The organism is Cryobacterium sp. Sr8 (assembly GCF_004403225.1).
Classification (GTDB): domain Bacteria; phylum Actinomycetota; class Actinomycetes; order Actinomycetales; family Microbacteriaceae; genus Cryobacterium; species Cryobacterium psychrotolerans.
In genome coordinates this window covers 44,050-60,696 of the sequence record NZ_SOHO01000065.1, presented here as the reverse complement: position 1 = coordinate 60,696, position 16,647 = coordinate 44,050, and the positions used below count along the sequence as shown (strand labels likewise).

17 protein-coding genes and 1 tRNA gene are annotated in these 16,647 nt (G+C 65.8%); 8 read left to right on the top strand and 10 right to left on the bottom strand.

Annotated elements, in window-relative coordinates; all coding sequences use genetic code 11:
* Positions 1–63 precede the first annotated feature (63 nt).
* Positions 64–603, top strand: coding sequence for a peptidylprolyl isomerase (locus E3T54_RS13250; RefSeq protein WP_092322567.1), 540 nt, complete (start codon positions 64–66; stop codon positions 601–603).
* Positions 604–615: 12 nt separating this feature from the next.
* A complete protein-coding gene (locus E3T54_RS13245; RefSeq protein ID WP_134476094.1) occupies positions 616–1,455 on the top strand; it encodes a rhomboid family intramembrane serine protease in 840 nt (279 codons plus the stop codon).
* Positions 1,456–1,537: 82 nt separating this feature from the next.
* Here E3T54_RS13245 and E3T54_RS13240 read toward each other — a convergent pair whose 3' ends face one another.
* The gene (locus E3T54_RS13240; RefSeq protein WP_092322564.1) at positions 1,538–1,780 is read right to left on the bottom strand and encodes a cell division protein CrgA; all 243 of its coding nucleotides are present in this window, start codon (positions 1,778–1,780) and stop codon (positions 1,538–1,540) included.
* 85 nt (positions 1,781–1,865) lie between these two features.
* Between E3T54_RS13240 and E3T54_RS13235 the strand changes: the two genes are divergently transcribed.
* Genes E3T54_RS13235 through E3T54_RS13230 form a run of 3 tightly spaced genes read left to right on the top strand, consistent with a single transcriptional unit; the run spans position 1,866 to position 3,475 of the window.
* Complete coding sequence (locus E3T54_RS13235) at positions 1,866–2,669, top strand: class E sortase (protein WP_241977223.1); 804 nt, start codon at positions 1,866–1,868, stop codon at positions 2,667–2,669.
* Positions 2,670–2,678: 9 nt separating this feature from the next.
* Positions 2,679–2,840 carry a hypothetical protein gene (locus E3T54_RS16880; RefSeq protein ID WP_166784409.1) on the top strand — a complete coding sequence of 54 codons (162 nt, stop codon included), beginning with the start codon at positions 2,679–2,681 and terminating at the stop codon, positions 2,838–2,840.
* Positions 2,837–3,475: an aminodeoxychorismate/anthranilate synthase component II gene (locus E3T54_RS13230; RefSeq protein WP_092322563.1), complete on the top strand. Its 639-nt coding sequence runs from the start codon at positions 2,837–2,839 to the stop codon at positions 3,473–3,475. Before E3T54_RS16880 ends, E3T54_RS13230 begins: the two co-directional genes overlap by 4 nt.
* A 93-nt stretch (positions 3,476–3,568) precedes the next feature.
* Here E3T54_RS13230 and pknB read toward each other — a convergent pair whose 3' ends face one another.
* The 7 genes from pknB to E3T54_RS13195 are packed head-to-tail and all read right to left on the bottom strand — an operon-like array spanning position 3,569 to position 12,358.
* On the bottom strand, positions 3,569–5,266 hold the full coding sequence (gene pknB, locus E3T54_RS13225; RefSeq protein ID WP_134476093.1) for a Stk1 family PASTA domain-containing Ser/Thr kinase: 1,698 nt from the start codon (positions 5,264–5,266) through the stop codon (positions 3,569–3,571).
* Positions 5,267–5,324: 58 nt separating this feature from the next.
* On the bottom strand, positions 5,325–7,025 hold the full coding sequence (locus E3T54_RS13220; protein WP_134476092.1) for a serine/threonine-protein kinase: 1,701 nt from the start codon (positions 7,023–7,025) through the stop codon (positions 5,325–5,327).
* Positions 7,022–8,476, bottom strand: coding sequence for a penicillin-binding protein 2 (locus tag E3T54_RS13215; RefSeq protein WP_134476090.1), 1,455 nt, complete (start codon positions 8,474–8,476; stop codon positions 7,022–7,024). Before E3T54_RS13215 ends, E3T54_RS13220 begins: the two co-directional genes overlap by 4 nt.
* Positions 8,476–9,888, bottom strand: a complete 1,413-nt coding sequence (locus tag E3T54_RS13210) for an FtsW/RodA/SpoVE family cell cycle protein (protein ID WP_134476089.1) — start codon at positions 9,886–9,888, stop codon at positions 8,476–8,478. The genes E3T54_RS13215 and E3T54_RS13210 overlap by 1 nt, the downstream gene beginning before the upstream one ends.
* The gene (locus E3T54_RS13205) at positions 9,872–11,101 is read right to left on the bottom strand and encodes a Stp1/IreP family PP2C-type Ser/Thr phosphatase (RefSeq protein ID WP_134476088.1); all 1,230 of its coding nucleotides are present in this window, start codon (positions 11,099–11,101) and stop codon (positions 9,872–9,874) included. Before E3T54_RS13205 ends, E3T54_RS13210 begins: the two co-directional genes overlap by 17 nt.
* A gap of 4 nt (positions 11,102–11,105) precedes the next feature.
* Positions 11,106–11,654, bottom strand: a complete 549-nt coding sequence (locus tag E3T54_RS13200) for an FHA domain-containing protein (protein ID WP_134476087.1) — start codon at positions 11,652–11,654, stop codon at positions 11,106–11,108.
* On the bottom strand, positions 11,651–12,358 hold the full coding sequence (locus tag E3T54_RS13195) for a DUF3662 and FHA domain-containing protein (protein WP_092322552.1): 708 nt from the start codon (positions 12,356–12,358) through the stop codon (positions 11,651–11,653). Before E3T54_RS13195 ends, E3T54_RS13200 begins: the two co-directional genes overlap by 4 nt.
* Positions 12,359–12,625: 267 nt before the next feature.
* On the opposite strand from E3T54_RS13195, the gene E3T54_RS13190 reads away from it, so the two are divergent.
* Positions 12,626–12,709, top strand: a tRNA-Leu gene (locus E3T54_RS13190).
* Between the two features lie 225 nt (positions 12,710–12,934).
* On the opposite strand, the gene E3T54_RS13185 is transcribed toward E3T54_RS13190, so the two are convergent.
* Together E3T54_RS13185 and E3T54_RS13180 are read right to left on the bottom strand one after the other, a co-directional pair.
* On the bottom strand, positions 12,935–14,686 hold the full coding sequence (locus E3T54_RS13185; protein ID WP_134476086.1) for a hypothetical protein: 1,752 nt from the start codon (positions 14,684–14,686) through the stop codon (positions 12,935–12,937).
* A complete protein-coding gene (locus E3T54_RS13180) occupies positions 14,683–15,570 on the bottom strand; it encodes a site-specific integrase (protein WP_134476085.1) in 888 nt (295 codons plus the stop codon). The genes E3T54_RS13185 and E3T54_RS13180 overlap by 4 nt, the downstream gene beginning before the upstream one ends.
* Before the next feature lie 114 nt (positions 15,571–15,684).
* On the opposite strand from E3T54_RS13180, the gene E3T54_RS13175 reads away from it, so the two are divergent.
* Both E3T54_RS13175 and E3T54_RS13170 read left to right on the top strand, forming a co-directional pair.
* Complete coding sequence (locus E3T54_RS13175) at positions 15,685–15,963, top strand: helix-turn-helix transcriptional regulator (RefSeq protein ID WP_134476084.1); 279 nt, start codon at positions 15,685–15,687, stop codon at positions 15,961–15,963.
* Between the two features lie 187 nt (positions 15,964–16,150).
* Complete coding sequence (locus E3T54_RS13170; protein WP_134476083.1) at positions 16,151–16,567, top strand: hypothetical protein; 417 nt, start codon at positions 16,151–16,153, stop codon at positions 16,565–16,567.
* Positions 16,568–16,647: the final 80 nt, after the last annotated feature.

Here is a 16,647-nt window from a genome sequence, read left to right as displayed (position 1 = left end):
GAGCGCTCTGGGTATCGGATCCTCGTCAGGAGACGGCAATAGTGCTGTGCAAGAATTACCGTTATGTCTAAGCACACCGCAGTCGCCACCCTGAACACGACCCTCGGACCGATCAAGGTAAACCTCTACGGCAATCACGCGCCGAAGACCGTGAAGAACTTCGTCGGCCTCGCCACGGGCGAGATCGAATGGAAGCACCCGGCCACCGGCCAGACCTCGAAGACGCCGCTCTACGACGGCACCGTCTTCCACCGCATCATCAAGGACTTCATGATCCAGGCCGGCGACCCGCTCGGCCAGGGCACCGGCGGACCCGGCTACCAGTTCGACGACGAAATCAACCCGGAGCTCGACTTCACCCAGCCCTACGTGCTCGCCATGGCGAACGCCGGCATCCAGGGGGGCCGCGGCACCAACGGCTCGCAGTTCTTCATCACCGTTGTTCCCACCACCTGGCTGCAGGGCAAGCACACCATCTTCGGCGCCGTCGAGGACGCGGATTCCCGCGCCATCGTCGAGAAGCTGGCCACGGTCCCCACCGACGGCCGCGACCGCCCGCTCTCCGATGTTTTCATCGAGAGCGTCACCGTCGAACAGGTCTAGGCCCCGCCCCGGATGACCGACCTGCCCGGTACCGCCGCGAACTACTGCTATCGGCATCCGGGCAGGCCCAGTTACATCCTGTGCCAGCGCTGCGGACGCACGATCTGCCCTGAGTGCCAGACCCAGGCCGCCGTCGGCGTCATCTGCCCCGAGTGCATGCAGGAGCAGCGCCGCAACGCTCCGCGCACGAAGTCGGCCGTGCTGACCCGGCTCACGGGCAGCGGCGCACCCGTCGTCACCTACGGCATCATTGCCGTCACGCTCTTCGTGTTCGTGCTTCAACTCATTCCGGGCCTCGGAGTCACGGACAGGCTCTTCTACGCCGGTGCGTTTTCCTACCCCGCGCTCTTCGAGCCCTGGCGGATGCTCACCAGCGTCTTCCTGCATTCGACCGGCTTCATCTTCCACGTGCTGCTGAACATGTACATGCTGTGGATCTTCGGTCCGCAGCTGGAGGCCATGCTGGGACGCTGGCGCTTCCTCGCGCTCTACCTGCTGAGCGGGTGGGCCGGTTCCCTGGGCGTCCTGTTCCTCGCCGACCCGCGTGTGGGCGTTGTGGGGGCATCCGGGGCCATCTTCGGGCTGGTGGGCGCCATGCTCGTCATCCAGCGCCGACTGGGGGGCAACTCCACCCAGCTACTGGTGCTCCTCGGCATCAACTTCGTGATCGGGTTCCTGCCGGGGACCAACATCTCCTGGCAGGCGCACCTCGGCGGACTGATCGGCGGCGTCATCGTGGGCCTCATCTTCGTTCAGACGAGGAAGCGCTCCCAGGCGACCCTGCAGACCGCGCTGATCGTTGTTTTCGCGCTGATCCTGGCGGCCCTCAGTTGCGTGAGACTACTGGCCTAGAAGCCTGTGGAAAAGTTATCCACAGGAGTTTCCACATGGGGATAATTACACCGGTGTAATTGGTCCGCCGAAATGGGGACAGTCAGCGCCAGCGGGTCGTCATCAGGAAGCCGATGAAGGCGATCCCGAAGCCGACCAGGATGTTCCAGGAGCCGAGCGCCGGCACGGGGAAACCGCCCTGGCTCACGTAGAAGACGATGATCCAGGCGAGGCCGAGGAGCATGAAGCCGAACATGACCGGCTTGAACCAGACCGGGTTCGGTGCGTCTTCGGAGCGGGAAACCACGTCGCGTGCGGGCTTGGTGCGGGGGTTTGTGCGTGCCATGCCTCAGATTCTAGCGTCCCCGGCTGGGCGGGCCCCGGTCCGCCATTCGGGGAAAGCCCGGCGGGAGCCCGATTAGGATTGCGTCATGACCGAAATGTCCGAGCCTGTCGCCGCGCCCGCCCGTGGCAGACGCGGCCGGAAGTCGTCTCGACGCCCGGTCACCGTATTGGGAGTGCTCGGTGAGTTGCTCATCACCGCGGGCGCCGTCGTGCTCCTCTTCATCGGCTGGCAGCTCTGGTGGAATGACGCGTTCGTCGCGGGCGAGCAGTCGAAGGCCGCCGCCGACCTCAGTAACGGTTGGATCGCGCAGGACCGCAACGCCAGGGGCGCCGACAAGCCCGCCCCGGTACCCGCGGACTACGGTGACCCGATTGTGTCAGCGGCGCCGGGCGTCGGGGATGCCTTCGCCGTGCTCTTCGTGCCGCGTTTCGGTGCCGACTACCACCGCACCATCGCGGAGGGTGTCGGAACGGGCGTCCTGAACAGCACCCGCCTCGGCATCGGGCACTACCCCGACACCCAGATGCCCGGTGAGGTCGGCAACTTCGCCGTGGCCGCACACCGGAGCGCTTACGGAGGGGGCATGCACCTGATCAATGAACTGCAACTCGGCGACGCAATCTACGTGCAAACGGCCGACGGCTACTTCACCTACCGTTTCCGGGACATGGAATACGTTGCGCCGACCGAGGTGGCTGTGCTCGCCCCGGTTCCCGGCGCAGTGGACAAGGCCGCCACCGACGCCCTCATCACCCTGACCAGCTGCAACCCGCTGTACTCGACGGCGGAGCGGATCATCGCCTACGGCGTCTTCGAATCGTGGCGGCCGACATCCGCCGGCCCGCCCGCGGAACTCGCACCGATCATCGCCGCGCAGGCGAAGGGCTAGGAGGCTCACATGTACGCAGCACTGTGGCAGATCCTGCCCGGTCCGGCCTGGCTCCGGATCCTGCTCCTGCTTGTCCTGCTGGCCGGCGTTCTGCTCGTCCTGAGCACGTGGGTGTTCCCCTGGGTGGACGAGATCATCAACACAGAGGAAGCGACGGTGGGCGGCTCATGACCCGCATTCTGGTTCTCGACAATTACGACAGCTTTGTCTACACCCTCAACGGGTACCTGATGGAGCTCGGCGCGGAGACCGAGGTGTTGCGTAACGACGCGTTCGACGCATCGGAGGCGGCCGAACGACTCTCCCACTACGACGGCGTCCTTGTCTCGCCGGGGCCCGGCAAGCCATCCAATGCGGGCGTCTCCATTCCAATCGTCGAGGCGGCCTTCGCCTCCGGCACGCCGCTGCTCGGGGTCTGCCTGGGCCACCAGGCGATTGCGGAGGCCTTCGGGGCCACGGTGACCAACGCCGAGGAACTCATGCACGGCAAGACGTCGCTGATCACGCACGACGAAAGCGACTTCTACCAGGGAGTGCCGCAGCCCTTCACGGCGACCAGGTACCACTCCCTCGCCGTGGTCGATTCCACGGTTCCGCGCGAGCTCATTGTCACCTCACGCACGCAGGGCGGCGTGATCATGGGACTCCGGCACGAGTCAGCGCCCATCTTCGGGGTGCAGTTCCACCCGGAGTCCGTGCTGACCGAGGGTGGCTACCGGATGCTCGGCAACTGGCTGGCCCTGGCCGGCCTGCCTGAGGCGCGCGAGACGGCCAAGGGCCTCACGCCGCTGCTCAAGCTCAGCTGACCTCCCCTTCTTCTCCCGCCCGACATCCCGCGAACCTGCAGTTGTGCGCGCTAAACGGCGGGTTTAGCGCGCACAACTGCAGTTTCGCGGGGTTTAGCCGGCGCAGTAGGTGAGGAGGACCTCGGACTTCTGGGGCACTTCACCCGGCGGCAGCGACTGCTTGGTGACCGGGGAACCGGCCTCCGAGGCGCACGTGGAGTCGGGCGTCGGGATGGGAACCAGCTGGAGGTCCTGTGCGCTGAGAAGATCGCTCGCCGCGCTGAGCGACTGGCCGGTGAGGTCGATGAGGGTCACGAGCCCGCTGGACACCACGTAGTTGACCGTGGAGCCGGCCTGCACGGTGCTGGTGGCCTCCGGGTCGGTGCGCAGAACGATGCCCGCGGCCATCGTCGGTGAGTTCTCCTTGGTAACAGAGCCTGATTCGAGCCCGGCCCCCTTGACGGCTGCTTCCGCGGCCTCGACGGGCTGGTTCGTGACATCAGGGACCTCGACCGGCTGGGCGCCGGTCGACACGAAGACCTTGATCACCTCGGCCGGCTGCACGATCGTGCCGGCGGGCGGATCGGTGCGGATAACCTCGTCCTTCGGAACCGTGGCGCTGGCCTCCTCGGCTTTCGTGGCCGCGAGGTCCAGGTCGAGAAGGGAGTTCTGCGCCGTGTCGTAGCTCTGCCCGGTTAGCGTGGGCACCTTGCGCGAACTGTCCGGGATGTCGCCGCTCGGCGTGAGACTGAATACCCAGAACATCACCGAGACCACGATCACGACGACGGCCACGATTCCGGCCCAGATCCAGCTCACCGGTGGTCGGCGCTGGGTGCGCACCATCGTCTGGTCTTCGGCGAGCTGCTTGAGGGCGAGCTCGGAGCCGGATGCGATGACGGGCGCCGGGCCGAACAACCCGGCGGCCGTTTCGTCGAGCGGTCGATGCACGGGGATGTGCCCGGCGGCGGCTGTCTCGACGTCGGCGCGGAACTCGACGGCGCTCTGGTACCGGGCGAACCGGTCCTTCGTCAGGGCCCGCAGCACGACGGCGTCGAGGGCCGGCGAGACCTTCGGGTTGACCGAGCTCGGTGTGACCGGGGTCTCGCTCACGTGCTGGTACGCGACGGCGACGGGGGTGTCGCCATGGAACGGGGGCCGTCCGGTGAGCATCTCGAACAGGACGACGCCGGTGGAGTACAGGTCGGTGCGGGCATCGACCGATTCGCCCTTGGCCTGCTCCGGCGAGAAGTAGGCGGCAGTGCCGAGGATCGCCGTGGTCTGGGCGACCGTGGTCGCCGAGCTCGAGATCGCCCGGGCGATGCCGAAGTCCATCACCTTGACCTGGCCGGTCCTGGTGATCATGATGTTGCCCGGCTTGATGTCTCGGTGCACGACGCCGGCGCGGTGGGAGTACTCGAGGGCCGTGAGAACGCCCTCGATGATGCGCACGGCCTCGGCGGACTCGACGGGGCCCTCGCGGATGATGTCCTTGAGCAGGCGCCCGTCGACATGCTCCATGACGATGAAGGGAACCTGAGCCTCGTGGCCGCCCGGTTCGGTGACCGTCTCTTCACCGGCGTCGAAGACCCGCACGATGGTGGGGTGAGCCATCCGGGCCGCGGCCTGGGCCTCCTGGCGGAAGCGGGTGCGGAACGCGGGGTCGGTGGCCAGGGTCGACTTGAGGAGCTTGATGGCCACCGTGCGCCCGAGGCGTGAGTCTGTGCCGACGTGGACATCCGCCATTCCGCCACGGCCGATGAGCGCGCCTACGCGGTAGCGACCAGCGAGCAAACGGCCAACCTCAGTCAATGCATCACTCCCAGCTCGCGAACACAATCTCGCCTATGGTACCCGCACGGCGCATGGACTACGGCGCAGCCGTGACGACCACCGGGGTGGATGCCGGCGAGTATTCGGACGGGAAGCCTCCGCACAGGTAGCGGAACTTCACGGTGAACGTGCCCGCATCCGGACCCGTGGTCACCGACGTCGTGGTCGCTGCGGGGCTGGCAACGGGGGGCGAGGTCGCGCCGGTACCTTCGACGAGCACCTCGTAGCCGGTCAGTTGCAGGCCGCTGGGGCAGGACTGGGCGGTCCACGTGACGACCACGTCGGTGCCGGCAACGGCCGTGGCCGGGGCAACGGTCGGCGCAGTGGTCGGCGCATCGGGTGTGGGTGCGGCAACGAAGTACTTGACCGTGATCTTCGTGCCCTTCTGGACGGTTCCGGTCGGGTTGACGTCGTAGACCCGGTCGACCTTGTCCGGCGCATCGGCGATGTTCCCGGGAACCATGTCGGCGACGAGTTCCAGGCCGACGAGCTTGTCGCGTGCCTCGGCGCTGGTCAGGCCCACAAAGTCCTTGGACAGCACGCTGACCGCGGTGCTCGTCGGGGTTGGAGTGACGGTCGGCGTGGCAGTGGGCGTCACCTTCGGGGTGCTCGACGCCGCCGTGGACGTCGGGGGCACGACCGGGATCTCGTTCCCCTGGGTGAAGAGGGCGATCAGCGTTCCGGTGAGCACGATCGCGAGCAGGGCGATCAGGGCGATCAGCGGCCAGGTCCAGGGGCTGCGCTTGTTCTTCTTCGTCGCGGCCTCGGCGGCGGCCGCCTCGGCGCGCGTCCCGGGCGCCGACGCAGTCGGGAGCACGGTCGTGGCCTGGTCATACCCGGCGCCGGGCATCAGCATGGTTGCGGAGGTCGGGGTGATCCCGGCCATGACCGCGGGCACGGATGCCGCTGCGGCCGCGACATCCCCTCGGCGCAGCGCCGTCGCGGCGCGGGCCAGGTGCGCGGCGGAGGCCGGGCGGTCGGCGGGGTTCTTGGCCAGGCAGGAAATGACGAGGTTGCGCACCGGCTCGGAGACCGTGGTCGGCAGGTCGGGCGCGGTTTCGTTGATCTGCGCCATGGCGATGGCCACCTGGGACTCGCCCGTGAACGGGCGTCGGCCGGCCAGGCTTTCATACGCCACGATGCCGAGCGAGTAGATGTCCGTGGTGGGCGAGGCGGACTTGCCGCTGGCCTGCTCCGGCGAGAGGTACTGCACGGTGCCCATGACCTGACCGGTCGCGGTGAGCGGAACCTGGTCGGCGATGCGGGCGATTCCGAAGTCGGTGATCTTGACGCGGCCGTCGGGGGTGATCAGCAGGTTGCCCGGCTTGATGTCGCGGTGGACCAGCCCGGCTGCGTGCGCGGCGTGCAGCGCTGCTGCCGTCTGCGCGACGATGTCGAGCACCTTGTCGGTCGACAGCACATGCTCGCGCTCGAGGATGGTGGAGAGTGCCTCACCGGGCACGAGCTCCATGACCAGGAAGGCGCTGCCTTCTTCTTCTCCGTAGTCGAAGACGTTGGCGATGCCCTCGTGGTTCACCAGGGCGGCGTGGCGGGCCTCAGCGCGGAAACGCTCGAGGAATCCCGGGTCGCCGAGGTATTCGTCCTTGAGGATCTTGATGGCGACCGTGCGGCCGATGACGAGGTCGGTGGATTGCCACACCTCGCCCATGCCGCCAATGGCGATCCTGGACTGCAGCTCGTATCGTCCCCCGAAGGTGAGCCCTGCTGTGGGTCTCATTTCTCCAACACCGCCTCTAGTACCTTTTGTGCAACCGGTGCGGCAAGAAGATTGCCGTACCCCTCCTGGCCGAGCCCCCCGCCGTCCTCAATCAGGACAGTGATGGCAAACTGCGGGTCCTCCGCGGGTGCAAAACCAGTGAACCACAGGGTGTACGGCAGATCCTTTCCGTTCTGTGCGGTTCCCGTCTTTCCGGCCACGTCAACCCCGTCTATTCTTGCATTGCTCGCGGCCCCGTCCTTGACTCCGTTGACCATCATTTGGGTCATGGTCGCGGCCGTTTCGGGGCTGATCGCCGTGGCCATCGCCTTCGCCTGGAAACTCTCCAGCGGGCTGAGGTTCGGTGCCAGGATCTCGTCGACGAGATTGGGTTCCATGGCGACGCCGCCGTTGGCGATTGTTGCCGACACGATGGCCATCTGCATCGGGGTCGCGCGCACGTCGTACTGGCCGAAGGCGGAGAGGGCCGTCTGCGCCTTGTCGAGGTCTCTCGGGTAGACGCTCTCCGCGACCGACAGCGGCACACCGTACGTGGAGTTGAAGCCGAACTTCTCGGCCTGCTCGCGAATCGCCGCGTCCCCCAGCTGCAGTCCCAGCTCGGCGAACGGGATGTTGCAGGAGAGCCGCAGCGCCGTGGCCAGGGTCACGGTGGCGCCGCCGCCGCAGGTTCCCCGGCTCGAGTTCGTGACCACGGCCGTGGAGCCGGGCAGGGTGAGCGTGGCGGGGTTGGGGAACGTGCTTTCGGGGGTGAACTTGCCGGACTCGAGCGCGGCGGCCGTCACCACCAGCTTGAACACGGAGCCGGGAGGGTTGAGGTCGCCGCGGATCGCCCGGTTGATCAGGGGGTCGTCCGGGTTGTCGAGCAGCGCCTGGTAGGCCTCGGTGACCTGCTTGTTGTCGTGCACGGTGAGCGTGTTCGGGTCGTAGCCGGGCTTCGAGACCATGGCGAGGATGCGACCGGTCTTCGGTTCGGTCACGATCACGGCGCCCTTGAGATCGCCGAGCGAGTCCCAGGCGGCCTGCTGCGCCACCGGGTCGATCGTGGTGCCCACGGCAGCACCGCGGGGCTTCTGCCCGGTGATGATCGAGCTGAGCTTGTCGAAAAACTGCGAGTTCGACGTTCCGGTGAGTTCCGCGTTGAGGGCGTGTTCCAGGCCCGTGGGGGCGCCGTTGATCGGGATGAACCCGGTCACCGGCGCGTACAGCGGACCGTTGCTGTACGTGCGCAGGAACTTGTAGTCGTCGTCGGCCGGCACCGACTCGGCGATCGGTTTGCCGTCGGCGAGGATGGCGCCGCGTTCGACCTGGAAGCTGTCATAGAGGGTGCGGGTGTTGCGGGCATCCGCGGCCAGGTTGTCCGCCTGGAACGCCTGCACCACCGTGGTCGACGTGAGGAGTGCGACGAACATGAGCAGCACGACCATGCTCACGCGCTTGAGTTCTCGATTCATCAGACCACCAGCCTGGGTTGGTTGCGCACCGTGTCGGACAGGCGGAGCAGGAGCGCCGCGATGATCCAGTTGGCGACGAGGGAGGATCCGCCGGCGGCCAGGAATGGGGTCGTCAGGCCGGTGAGCGGGATGATGCGGGTGACGCCGCCGATGACGATGAAGCACTGCAGGGCGACGACGAAGGCGAGGCCGACGCCGAGCAGCTTGCCGAAGTCGTCCTGGCCGGCGAAGCCGATGCGGAATCCGCGGGCGACGAAGAGCAGGTACAGGGCGAGGATCGCGAAGATGCCGGCCAGGCCGAGCTCTTCGCCGAGGCTGGCGATGATGTAGTCGCTCTGGGGCACCGGGGTGATGTCGGGGCGACCCTGGCCGAGACCGGTGCCGATGAGACCGCCCTTGGCGAGGCCGAACAGGCCCTGCACGAGCTGGTAGCTGCCGCCCTGCGCATTGTAGACATCCGGGTTCATCGCATCGAGCCAGTTGGTGAAGCGGCCGTTGACGTAGCTGAGGGTCTGGCTGGCGATGACCGCGCCGCCGATGAACAGGCCCATGCCGAGGACCACCCAGCTGAGGCGTGCGGTGGCGAGGTAGAGCATGACCAGGAAGAGGCCGAAGTAGAGCAGCGCGGTGCCGAGGTCGTGCTGGAAGATGATGACCGACATCGACAGCGCCCAGAGCACGAGGATCGGGCCGAGGTCCCGCAGCCGGGGGAAGTGCATGCCGAGGAATCGCTTACCGACCATGGAGAGGCTGTCGCGGTTTCGTACGAGGTAGCCGGCGAAGAAGATGGCCAGGGCGATTTTGGCTATTTCGCCCGGCTGGAAGGTGGCGAAGGAGCCGATGCCGATCCAGACGCGGGCGCCGCTGACCTCCCGGCCGAGGCCGGGCACGAGCGGCAGCAGCAGCAGGATCACGGCGGCGAACCCGGCGATGTAGGTGTATTTGAAGAGCACCCGGTGGTTGCGGATCACCAGGAGGACCGCGATGGCCATGGCGATGGCCAGCGCACTCCAGATGGTCTGCCGCACCGAGGCACTGCCGATGCCGCTTTCGTTGTTGGCCACGTCGATGCGGTAGATCATGGCGATGCCGATGCCATTGAGCAGGGTGACGATCGGGAGGATGAACGGGTCGGCCTCGCTCGCGACGATGCGCAGCACGATGTGCAGGGCGAAGACCAGGACGGACAGGCCGGCGCCGAACAGCACGAGCGTGGTGTCGATGCGGCCGAGCGCGCCGAGCTGCACGAGCACCACGGCGGCGGCGTTGATCGCGCAGGCGATGGCGAGCAGGAAGAGCTCGAGGTTGCGCAGCTTCTGCGGAAGGTGCAGGCGCTTGAAGACGCTCGTCCGCGGTTGTGCCCGGCGCGCGGACGTGTCCGCCGCGCCCGCCGGATTACTTGTTGCTGGCATTTTGGAGCCGTTCGACGATGAGTTTCGCGTCTTCCAGGGAGGACGCGCTGATGGTTTCCTCGACCTGATCCCGGTCATAGACCCGGAGTTCGGAGATTTCGAGGTTGGTGTCTTCGTAGACGCTGGAGAGCTGGATCGGTCCGAGGTCCTGGTTGACGCCGCGATAGATCGCCACGGTGCTGCCCTCGACGCCGACGAAATACCGGGTTTGGGTCCACTGGTAGCCGAGGAGGGCGGCTCCGGCGATCGCGAGGACGAGCAGGATGATCGCGGTCAGCCAGGTGAGCTTGCGCCGGCGGGCGCGCCGTTCGTCTTCTTCGATCAGTTCGGACAGGTAATCCTGCGAGTCCGGTTCGAAGTGGGTCTCGCGCACGGGGTGCAGCCGCAGGGCCGGCAGCCGCAGCGCCCGGTTCCTGGCCGGTTCCTCACCGAAGGCGAGCTGCCCGGCCGCCGAGCCCACCAGCAGCGGGGCGCCGTCGCGCTCGTCCTCGGGCCCGATGTCGACGATGACGATCGTGACGTTGTCGGGGGCGCCGCCCTCGAGGGTCTCCTTCACCAGGCGGTCGGCGACGGTCTGGGCATCCGCGCCGGTGGACAGGGCGGCGGCGATCGACGCGTGGGACACGACGCCGGTCAGCCCGTCGGAGCAGAGCAACCAGCGGTCGCCGGCTCGCGTGGCGAGGATGGAGGTGTCGACCTCCGGCGCTGACTCGACGTCGCCGAGCACCCGCATCAGCACCGAGCGGCGCGGATGCACCATGGCCTCCTGCTCGGTGATGCGGCCGCTGTCGACCAGGCGCTGCACGAACGTGTGGTCGATCGTGATCTGCGACAGTTCGCCGTCACGCAGCAGGTAGATGCGGGAATCGCCGATGTGCGCGATAGCGACCTGGTCGTCGAGCACGACCAGGGCGCTGACGGTCGTGCCCATCCCGGTGAGTTCGGCGTGCTCGAACACCGATTCAGCGATCTGTGAATTAGCCGCGATCAGCGCCGCCTGCAGTGCGAATTCCGCCTCCGCCGCGGATTGGTAGGGCTGGTCGGCTTCCATGACGCGTTTCGTCGCGATCGCGGAGGCGACGTCGCCGCCGGCGTGACCGCCCATGCCGTCGGCGACGATGAAGAGCGCGCGGCCCGCGTAGCCGGAGTCCTGGTTGTTGGACCGGATCTTGCCAACATGGGACGCGGCTGCGCTGTGGCTGACTGTCGCCATGCACTTACCGCCGAAGCTCGAAGCTGGTGGCACCAATCTTGACTGCGGTGTTCAGGGGAACGGGGGTGGGCACCGCGATCCGGCTCCCAGCCAGGAAGGTGCCATTGGTCGAGTCGAGGTCCTGGATCATCCAGTCGTCATGCCACAGCATCAGCCTGGCGTGGTGGGTGGAGGTGTAGTCGTCCCGGATGACGAGGCTGGAGTCGCTGGAGCGCCCGATCGTGATCGGCTCGGCGCCGAGCGGGAACTCGGTGCCCGCCTTCGGTCCGGAGGTGATGACCAGGCGGGAGGCGCTCTGCGCGGTCGCCTTCTCGGTTCCGCCGCTGCCGGGCGACACAACGGGCCGGGAGACGGCCTCGGTGGGCGCGCTCGCGGATGCGGCGAAGACCGGGGACGGCGCGGGGGTCGCTGCCGCGGCATCCGACGGCATCTTGCGCACCCGCTGGCCGAACAGGTCGCTGCGGAGCGCGTAGACGATGCCGAAGATGAAGAGCCAGAGCACGAGCAGGAAGCCCAGGCGCAGCACGAGCAGGGTGAGTTCGCTGACGCTCATTTGCCGGGCCCCCAGAAGCCGGCGGCCTGGTCGGCCGCCCCGGCCTGCGCGACGACGCGGAAGACAATGCGGGTGCGCCCAATGGTGACGACCGAGTCGGGTTCGAGGGCAGCCGTTGTGACCCGCTCGCCGTTGAGCTGCGAACCGTTGGTGGAATCGAGGTCGTGCACCTTGGCCCGTGAACCGTCCCACAGGATTTCGACGTGGCGGCGCGAGGTGCCGCTGTCGTCGACGGTGATGTCGGCGTCGCTGCCGCGGCCGATGACGGTGCGGGGCTTGACGATCGGGTGGCGCTTGCCGTTGATCTCGAGCACCGGCGTCCAGGCCACCTTGCCTGTGAGGTTGGTGGAGTCGATCTGCACCATGCCCTCGCTCAGGCTGGGGTCTTCGGCGAGGGTGATCTCCACCGCGCCGGCGAACTGGTAGCGCTGCTCGCGGGCGTGCTGCTCCACCAACTGGGTGAGTTCGTCGATCAGCGTTCGGCCGAGCCCGGTCATCCGCGAGAAGTCGGCCCGCGCCAGGCGCACGGTGAAGCGGTTGGGCGCGAGGATGCGGTCGCGCGAAACGACGGCCGCCTGGGTGTCGAGCTCGCGCCGAAGCGCCGAGGTGATCTCCACCGGCTGCACGCCCGACTTGAAGGTCTTCGCGAAAGCGCCGTTGACGGCACGTTCCAAGCCCTTTTCAAAATTGTCCAGTATGCCCACAGGTCTCCCGATCCGATCCGTTTGGCTATGAGCATGTTACTTGGCTCACTTGTTAACTCGCCGAAACGGCGGTTGAGCGTACGAAAGGTCATCATATGGGCGCGGTCGTTGCCGCGCCTAACTCCCGGGCGCCCCCCGCGCCCCGCGCCGCGCCGCCGGGAATGACACGAATCACCGCGCAACGCGCCCCCATTGCCGACCCTGGGCGCGCCCGACGGGGGCTCGAATGGCGAAGGGGCAGCTGAAAGTGCTAGCATTTCCAAGTTCGCGCGAGTGGCGGAATTGGCAGACGCGCTGGCTTCAGGTGCCAGTGTTCGAAAGGACGTGGGGGTTCAAGTCCCCCCTCGCGCACACAGGCTCTTTCAGGAAATCCAGAGATGGTTTTCATGAAATCCAAGCGAACAGGCCGGTTGAGCAGAAATGCTCAGCCGGCCTTCTTCTTTTAGTGAGCCAGGTGGCCGTTTCGGCCTTCGCAAATCAACGCGTCACGGGTTAAATGCCAATCAGCCTGCTTGTAGGCAGGCTAAAGCGTTTCGTGTGCGGGGGTGTCGAGCGGGAGTTGAAGGACGGCGACCGCTACTGCGGAGGCGCCAGCGCCGGGAGTGTGCTGTGCCTGGTGAGCGATGTTCCTGTAGCTTCCTTGCGCCTGCGTTCTCGGGAGAGCTTCTGCCCGGATTCTCGTTCGGCAGCCTTGACGAAGAAGTCGAATATCTTCCGGAGGTTCGATGAGACCGCTGCGAGGGTCGCGGCGAGGTAGTTGAAGGCGAATCCGCGGCCGGAGCGCTTGCTCACGTTGGCGAGGTCTTCGAAGTTTTTCGACTTCAGTGTCTTGTTTGCGGACTCGACGAGGCTGCGCATGCCGAAGTGCTGTCTGTGCTCGGAGGACTTGAACGCAAACTTCTGTAGGTGCTTCACCGCCAAACGGGGGTCTTTGTTCTTTTCGGCGGGTGACCCGGCGTCGAGGGGGATGGTGACGGTAGCTCGAGTCACGGGATTGGGAACACGCTTCCCGGTGGCGCGGTCGTATGCCATGTAGCCGGGCTTTGGGTAGATGAAGCGTTGGAAACCGTCCTTGTCTGGCCGCCCTTTTGGCTTCATCCGGTAGGCGTCCCGGTTCTTGAGGAATTTCCTATAGCTCTCCTTGTCGAGCATTCGCTTGGGCTTTGTGGGGTCGAGCGGGTTGTCAACGCGGGTGTTGTAATTCTTCGCGGCATCGATAAGGTTTTCTGGCATCCATGTGACATACCAGTTGCCCTCAACGAGGATGAGGTCTTCCCAGTAGTTCTGCAGGCCGAGGTCGGTCTTCTTGTAGTCGACGACCAGTTCGCATCCGCGAAGTCTCAGCGGAATCTGGAAGTTGCCGGACTTCTCGCCGTTGTAGGCGCGGTCGACGATGACGAGGCCGCTCGTGAATCCGAGCCGCTGATGGGAGTCCACGAGCTTCGCGCCCGCTCCGATGAGTTCGCCAGGCCGGTGGAAACCAACTGCGGTCACCAACGACGGGAACAACGTGTTCTGGCCCGGTTTGTTCCAGACCATCACGCTGATTTCGAGCTCGTAGCCGGCTTTGTCGGTTTTCGCCCCTTGCCCGTCGTGGTTGCCCTGTCGTCGATATCGCCCTGATTGTGGGTCAGCGTTTCCGCGTCGCATGTTCGGGTTGGTTGGGTTGGGGCGTCCGGTCCCTTGGATGAGGGTTGCATCAGCGGCGATGTTGCCGTGGTACTTGTCCCAGATGTCCGATGGGAGCATTCGGACGCTGGTGTGCAGCAGCTGTTCGCAGAGCCAGTCGAGGCGAGCCAAATTGCGTTCGGTCTTTCGCATGGCGTTCGGAGTTGATTGTTTGGCGAGCAGTTTGGCGTACGGCTTGGACTTCAACCGCTTGTTTCGGGGTCCCGGATAGGGGTCGATGAGTTTCATCATTCGGTTTGCCGACCTCCAGAGGCGTTGGTACCAGTCGTCGCGGTCTCCCGGAAGGTTCTGGATGCCGAGGAGCGCGAACTCCTCGTCGCCGAAGTGCACGTCCAGGGTGTCGGCGATGCGGTAGTAGTTGATGCCGTAGCCAAGTTGAATGTGCAGGAGGAAGAGGACTAGGACTGCCCGGAACGGGATGGTTGGCTTGACTCCTGCGTTCGATTTGAGCCGCATGTTTCGCCATTCGAGTAGCTTCGGCACCACTCCCGAGTTGTCGACAATGCGAATGGCATTGTTGAGGTAAGCGCGCGATACGGGGCCGCGGGCGCGCTCACGCTTGTACTCGTGGCGCGTCACGCCGAACGTGGATTGCATTCGCTGTTCCAGCAGCGCGGCATCGGGAGCGATGGCGTTCACAGGCTGGCCTCGCCGCGAAGCTGGGCACGGTAGCTGTCGTGGTCGAGCGCGTTGACGTATGCCAAGTAGCGGGGGAGGTTTTCGAACTTGTCGACTCCCAGTGCGCGCATTAGTTCATTCACGCGCGTGCCGGCGCTGAGGTGGGTGACAATCCAGGTTGCTCTCAGCCGGTCGCCGCGGGGCCGCTGGCCGACGGTGTATTGGGTGAAGCTGGACAGGAGTTTGCCGTCAAGGGTGCGGTTGGGTGTGCCCCAGACGGGCAGGTCGTGGGGAACCTGGTCAAGAATTGCGACCATCCACTCTTCCCACGGGCGAAGCAGGGGAACGATGCGCGGGTTGCTGCCGTGGACCCTGATGCTGATACCGAGGTTGTCGACTGTGATGTCGTCGGGGTAGATGGTGCTGACATCGCTGGACTTGAGTCCGGCGCCGGCGCAGAGGATGAGCATCAGCATCGCGCGGCGTCGCTTCTCGGCAGTGGTCTGCCCGAGAGCCCAATGGGAGAACTTGGCCATCTGGCTGCTCGTGTACGGCTCGGCGATGCGCTTCCTGGCCAGTGGAGTCATGGTGTCGGGGTGCTCCTCCGGAGCGACAACCTCGGAAACGCGCATCAGAATGGCCCGGTAGTTGCGGCGGGTCCCTTCCGAACGGTCAGGATTCACCTGCGTGCAGTACATATCGATGGCCTGTCGGCTGAACACGACATCGGCCTGCAACGGCCAACCCTGCTCGGCCACGCACCACAGCGCGAAGGCGCTAGTCACGGTGAGGAGTAGTGAAGCCGTGTAGGCGGTGTTGGGCGCGGCGAGGGAACAGGCGTCCTTTACGAATGCTTCGATGCGTTCCCATTCGGGATGGATGCGCTTGGGTTTGTAGGTCGTCATGGCTGTCAGTGCCCCCTCACTCAAATGGCCGTAGCTACAGCCATTGAGTAAAGCAGCGACGTCCGACATCGTTGGGTTGGCGAACGTGCCGATAGCGGGCGCTAGGCTCTCGACATGAGTCCGCGCCCAGCTCGTGTCGCCCCAGCGGAGCTGTGTGTCGACTGGCCGACGACGGCGAGCGACGACCCGGTCGCCGAGGTAGCGCGTCTGCTCACGCTGAACCTCCGGCGCGCAATCGGCGACAGGAGTGTGCGTGAGGTGGCCCGCATCACCGCGGTCGACCGGGCCACCATCGGTGCCGTTCTCAACGGACTGTCCTGGCCGGACATCGTCACGCTCGCGAAACTCGAGAGCGGGCTGGGTTGTTCGCTGTGGCCCGGCATAACTGGTTAGCGGGGCGGTGCGGCTGTTGGATTGTGAACTCATACCCCCTCCATGCGCGAGCCGGTAGGACGGCTGTGGCCTCGATCCAGATGCATACGGGGAATATCCCCAACGTGTCGGAGATAGTTCCTCCGCATGGAGGTTCTCCCGTTCAGTTGGGGTAAAGCCGTCGTGGGTGGGTAGCTAGACTGAGCTCATGAGCGCGACGACAGAGCCCAGTGGGTTCAAATTTGAACCGCGAGCCTTCTCGGCCACCCCGCGACAGTTCGGGAAGTCAAGTAAACCGTTGCGTCCCGCGGCCGGATACAGCGAGAGCGATCTGCGGTTCGTCGCGGCTCAGCTGCAGCATCGAGTCGCAAACGTGGTCCGCGAAGAGCTGCTTGATGTGCCAATGACTCTTGAGGGTTTCGTCAACAGCCTGAGACCGCCGCCACCGGGAATGACTTACGACCGACTCGTTCGGATCCAGCGCGGTGAAACACTCATGCAGATCGCAGACCTCATGAACTGGGCGCAGCAATTCAGCGCGATACGTGCGCTCCTTGCCGACGAGCAGAGTTGGATGCCAGTCGATCGGGTTGATCCGCCCCTCGAAGTAACGCTCGAGCGCTAGAGTCTGGTGACGTCTCGCTCGCCGCAGGCGCCGGCATCTCTGCGAACCGCATTGGCGAACGAGGACCGTACGAGGGGATA

What these genes read in the sequence shown, in the direction of transcription:
- E3T54_RS13250 (WP_092322567.1), top strand. Translation starts at nt 64, where the DNA reads ATGTCTAAGCACACCGCAGTCGCCACCCTGAACACGACCCTCGGACCG.
- E3T54_RS13245 (WP_134476094.1), top strand. Translation starts at nt 616, where the DNA reads ATGACCGACCTGCCCGGTACCGCCGCGAACTACTGCTATCGGCATCCG.
- E3T54_RS13240 (WP_092322564.1), bottom strand. Translation starts at nt 1,780, where the DNA reads ATGGCACGCACAAACCCCCGCACCAAGCCCGCACGCGACGTGGTTTCC.
- E3T54_RS13235 (WP_241977223.1), top strand. Translation starts at nt 1,866, where the DNA reads ATGACCGAAATGTCCGAGCCTGTCGCCGCGCCCGCCCGTGGCAGACGC.
- E3T54_RS16880 (WP_166784409.1), top strand. Translation starts at nt 2,679, where the DNA reads ATGTACGCAGCACTGTGGCAGATCCTGCCCGGTCCGGCCTGGCTCCGG.
- E3T54_RS13230 (WP_092322563.1), top strand. Translation starts at nt 2,837, where the DNA reads ATGACCCGCATTCTGGTTCTCGACAATTACGACAGCTTTGTCTACACC.
- E3T54_RS13220 (WP_134476092.1), bottom strand. Translation starts at nt 7,025, where the DNA reads ATGAGACCCACAGCAGGGCTCACCTTCGGGGGACGATACGAGCTGCAG.
- E3T54_RS13215 (WP_134476090.1), bottom strand. Translation starts at nt 8,476, where the DNA reads ATGAATCGAGAACTCAAGCGCGTGAGCATGGTCGTGCTGCTCATGTTC.
- E3T54_RS13210 (WP_134476089.1), bottom strand. Translation starts at nt 9,888, where the DNA reads ATGCCAGCAACAAGTAATCCGGCGGGCGCGGCGGACACGTCCGCGCGC.
- E3T54_RS13205 (WP_134476088.1), bottom strand. Translation starts at nt 11,101, where the DNA reads ATGGCGACAGTCAGCCACAGCGCAGCCGCGTCCCATGTTGGCAAGATC.
- E3T54_RS13200 (WP_134476087.1), bottom strand. Translation starts at nt 11,654, where the DNA reads ATGAGCGTCAGCGAACTCACCCTGCTCGTGCTGCGCCTGGGCTTCCTG.
- E3T54_RS13180 (WP_134476085.1), bottom strand. Translation starts at nt 15,570, where the DNA reads ATGACGACCTACAAACCCAAGCGCATCCATCCCGAATGGGAACGCATC.
- E3T54_RS13175 (WP_134476084.1), top strand. Translation starts at nt 15,685, where the DNA reads ATGAGTCCGCGCCCAGCTCGTGTCGCCCCAGCGGAGCTGTGTGTCGAC.
- E3T54_RS13170 (WP_134476083.1), top strand. Translation starts at nt 16,151, where the DNA reads ATGAGCGCGACGACAGAGCCCAGTGGGTTCAAATTTGAACCGCGAGCC.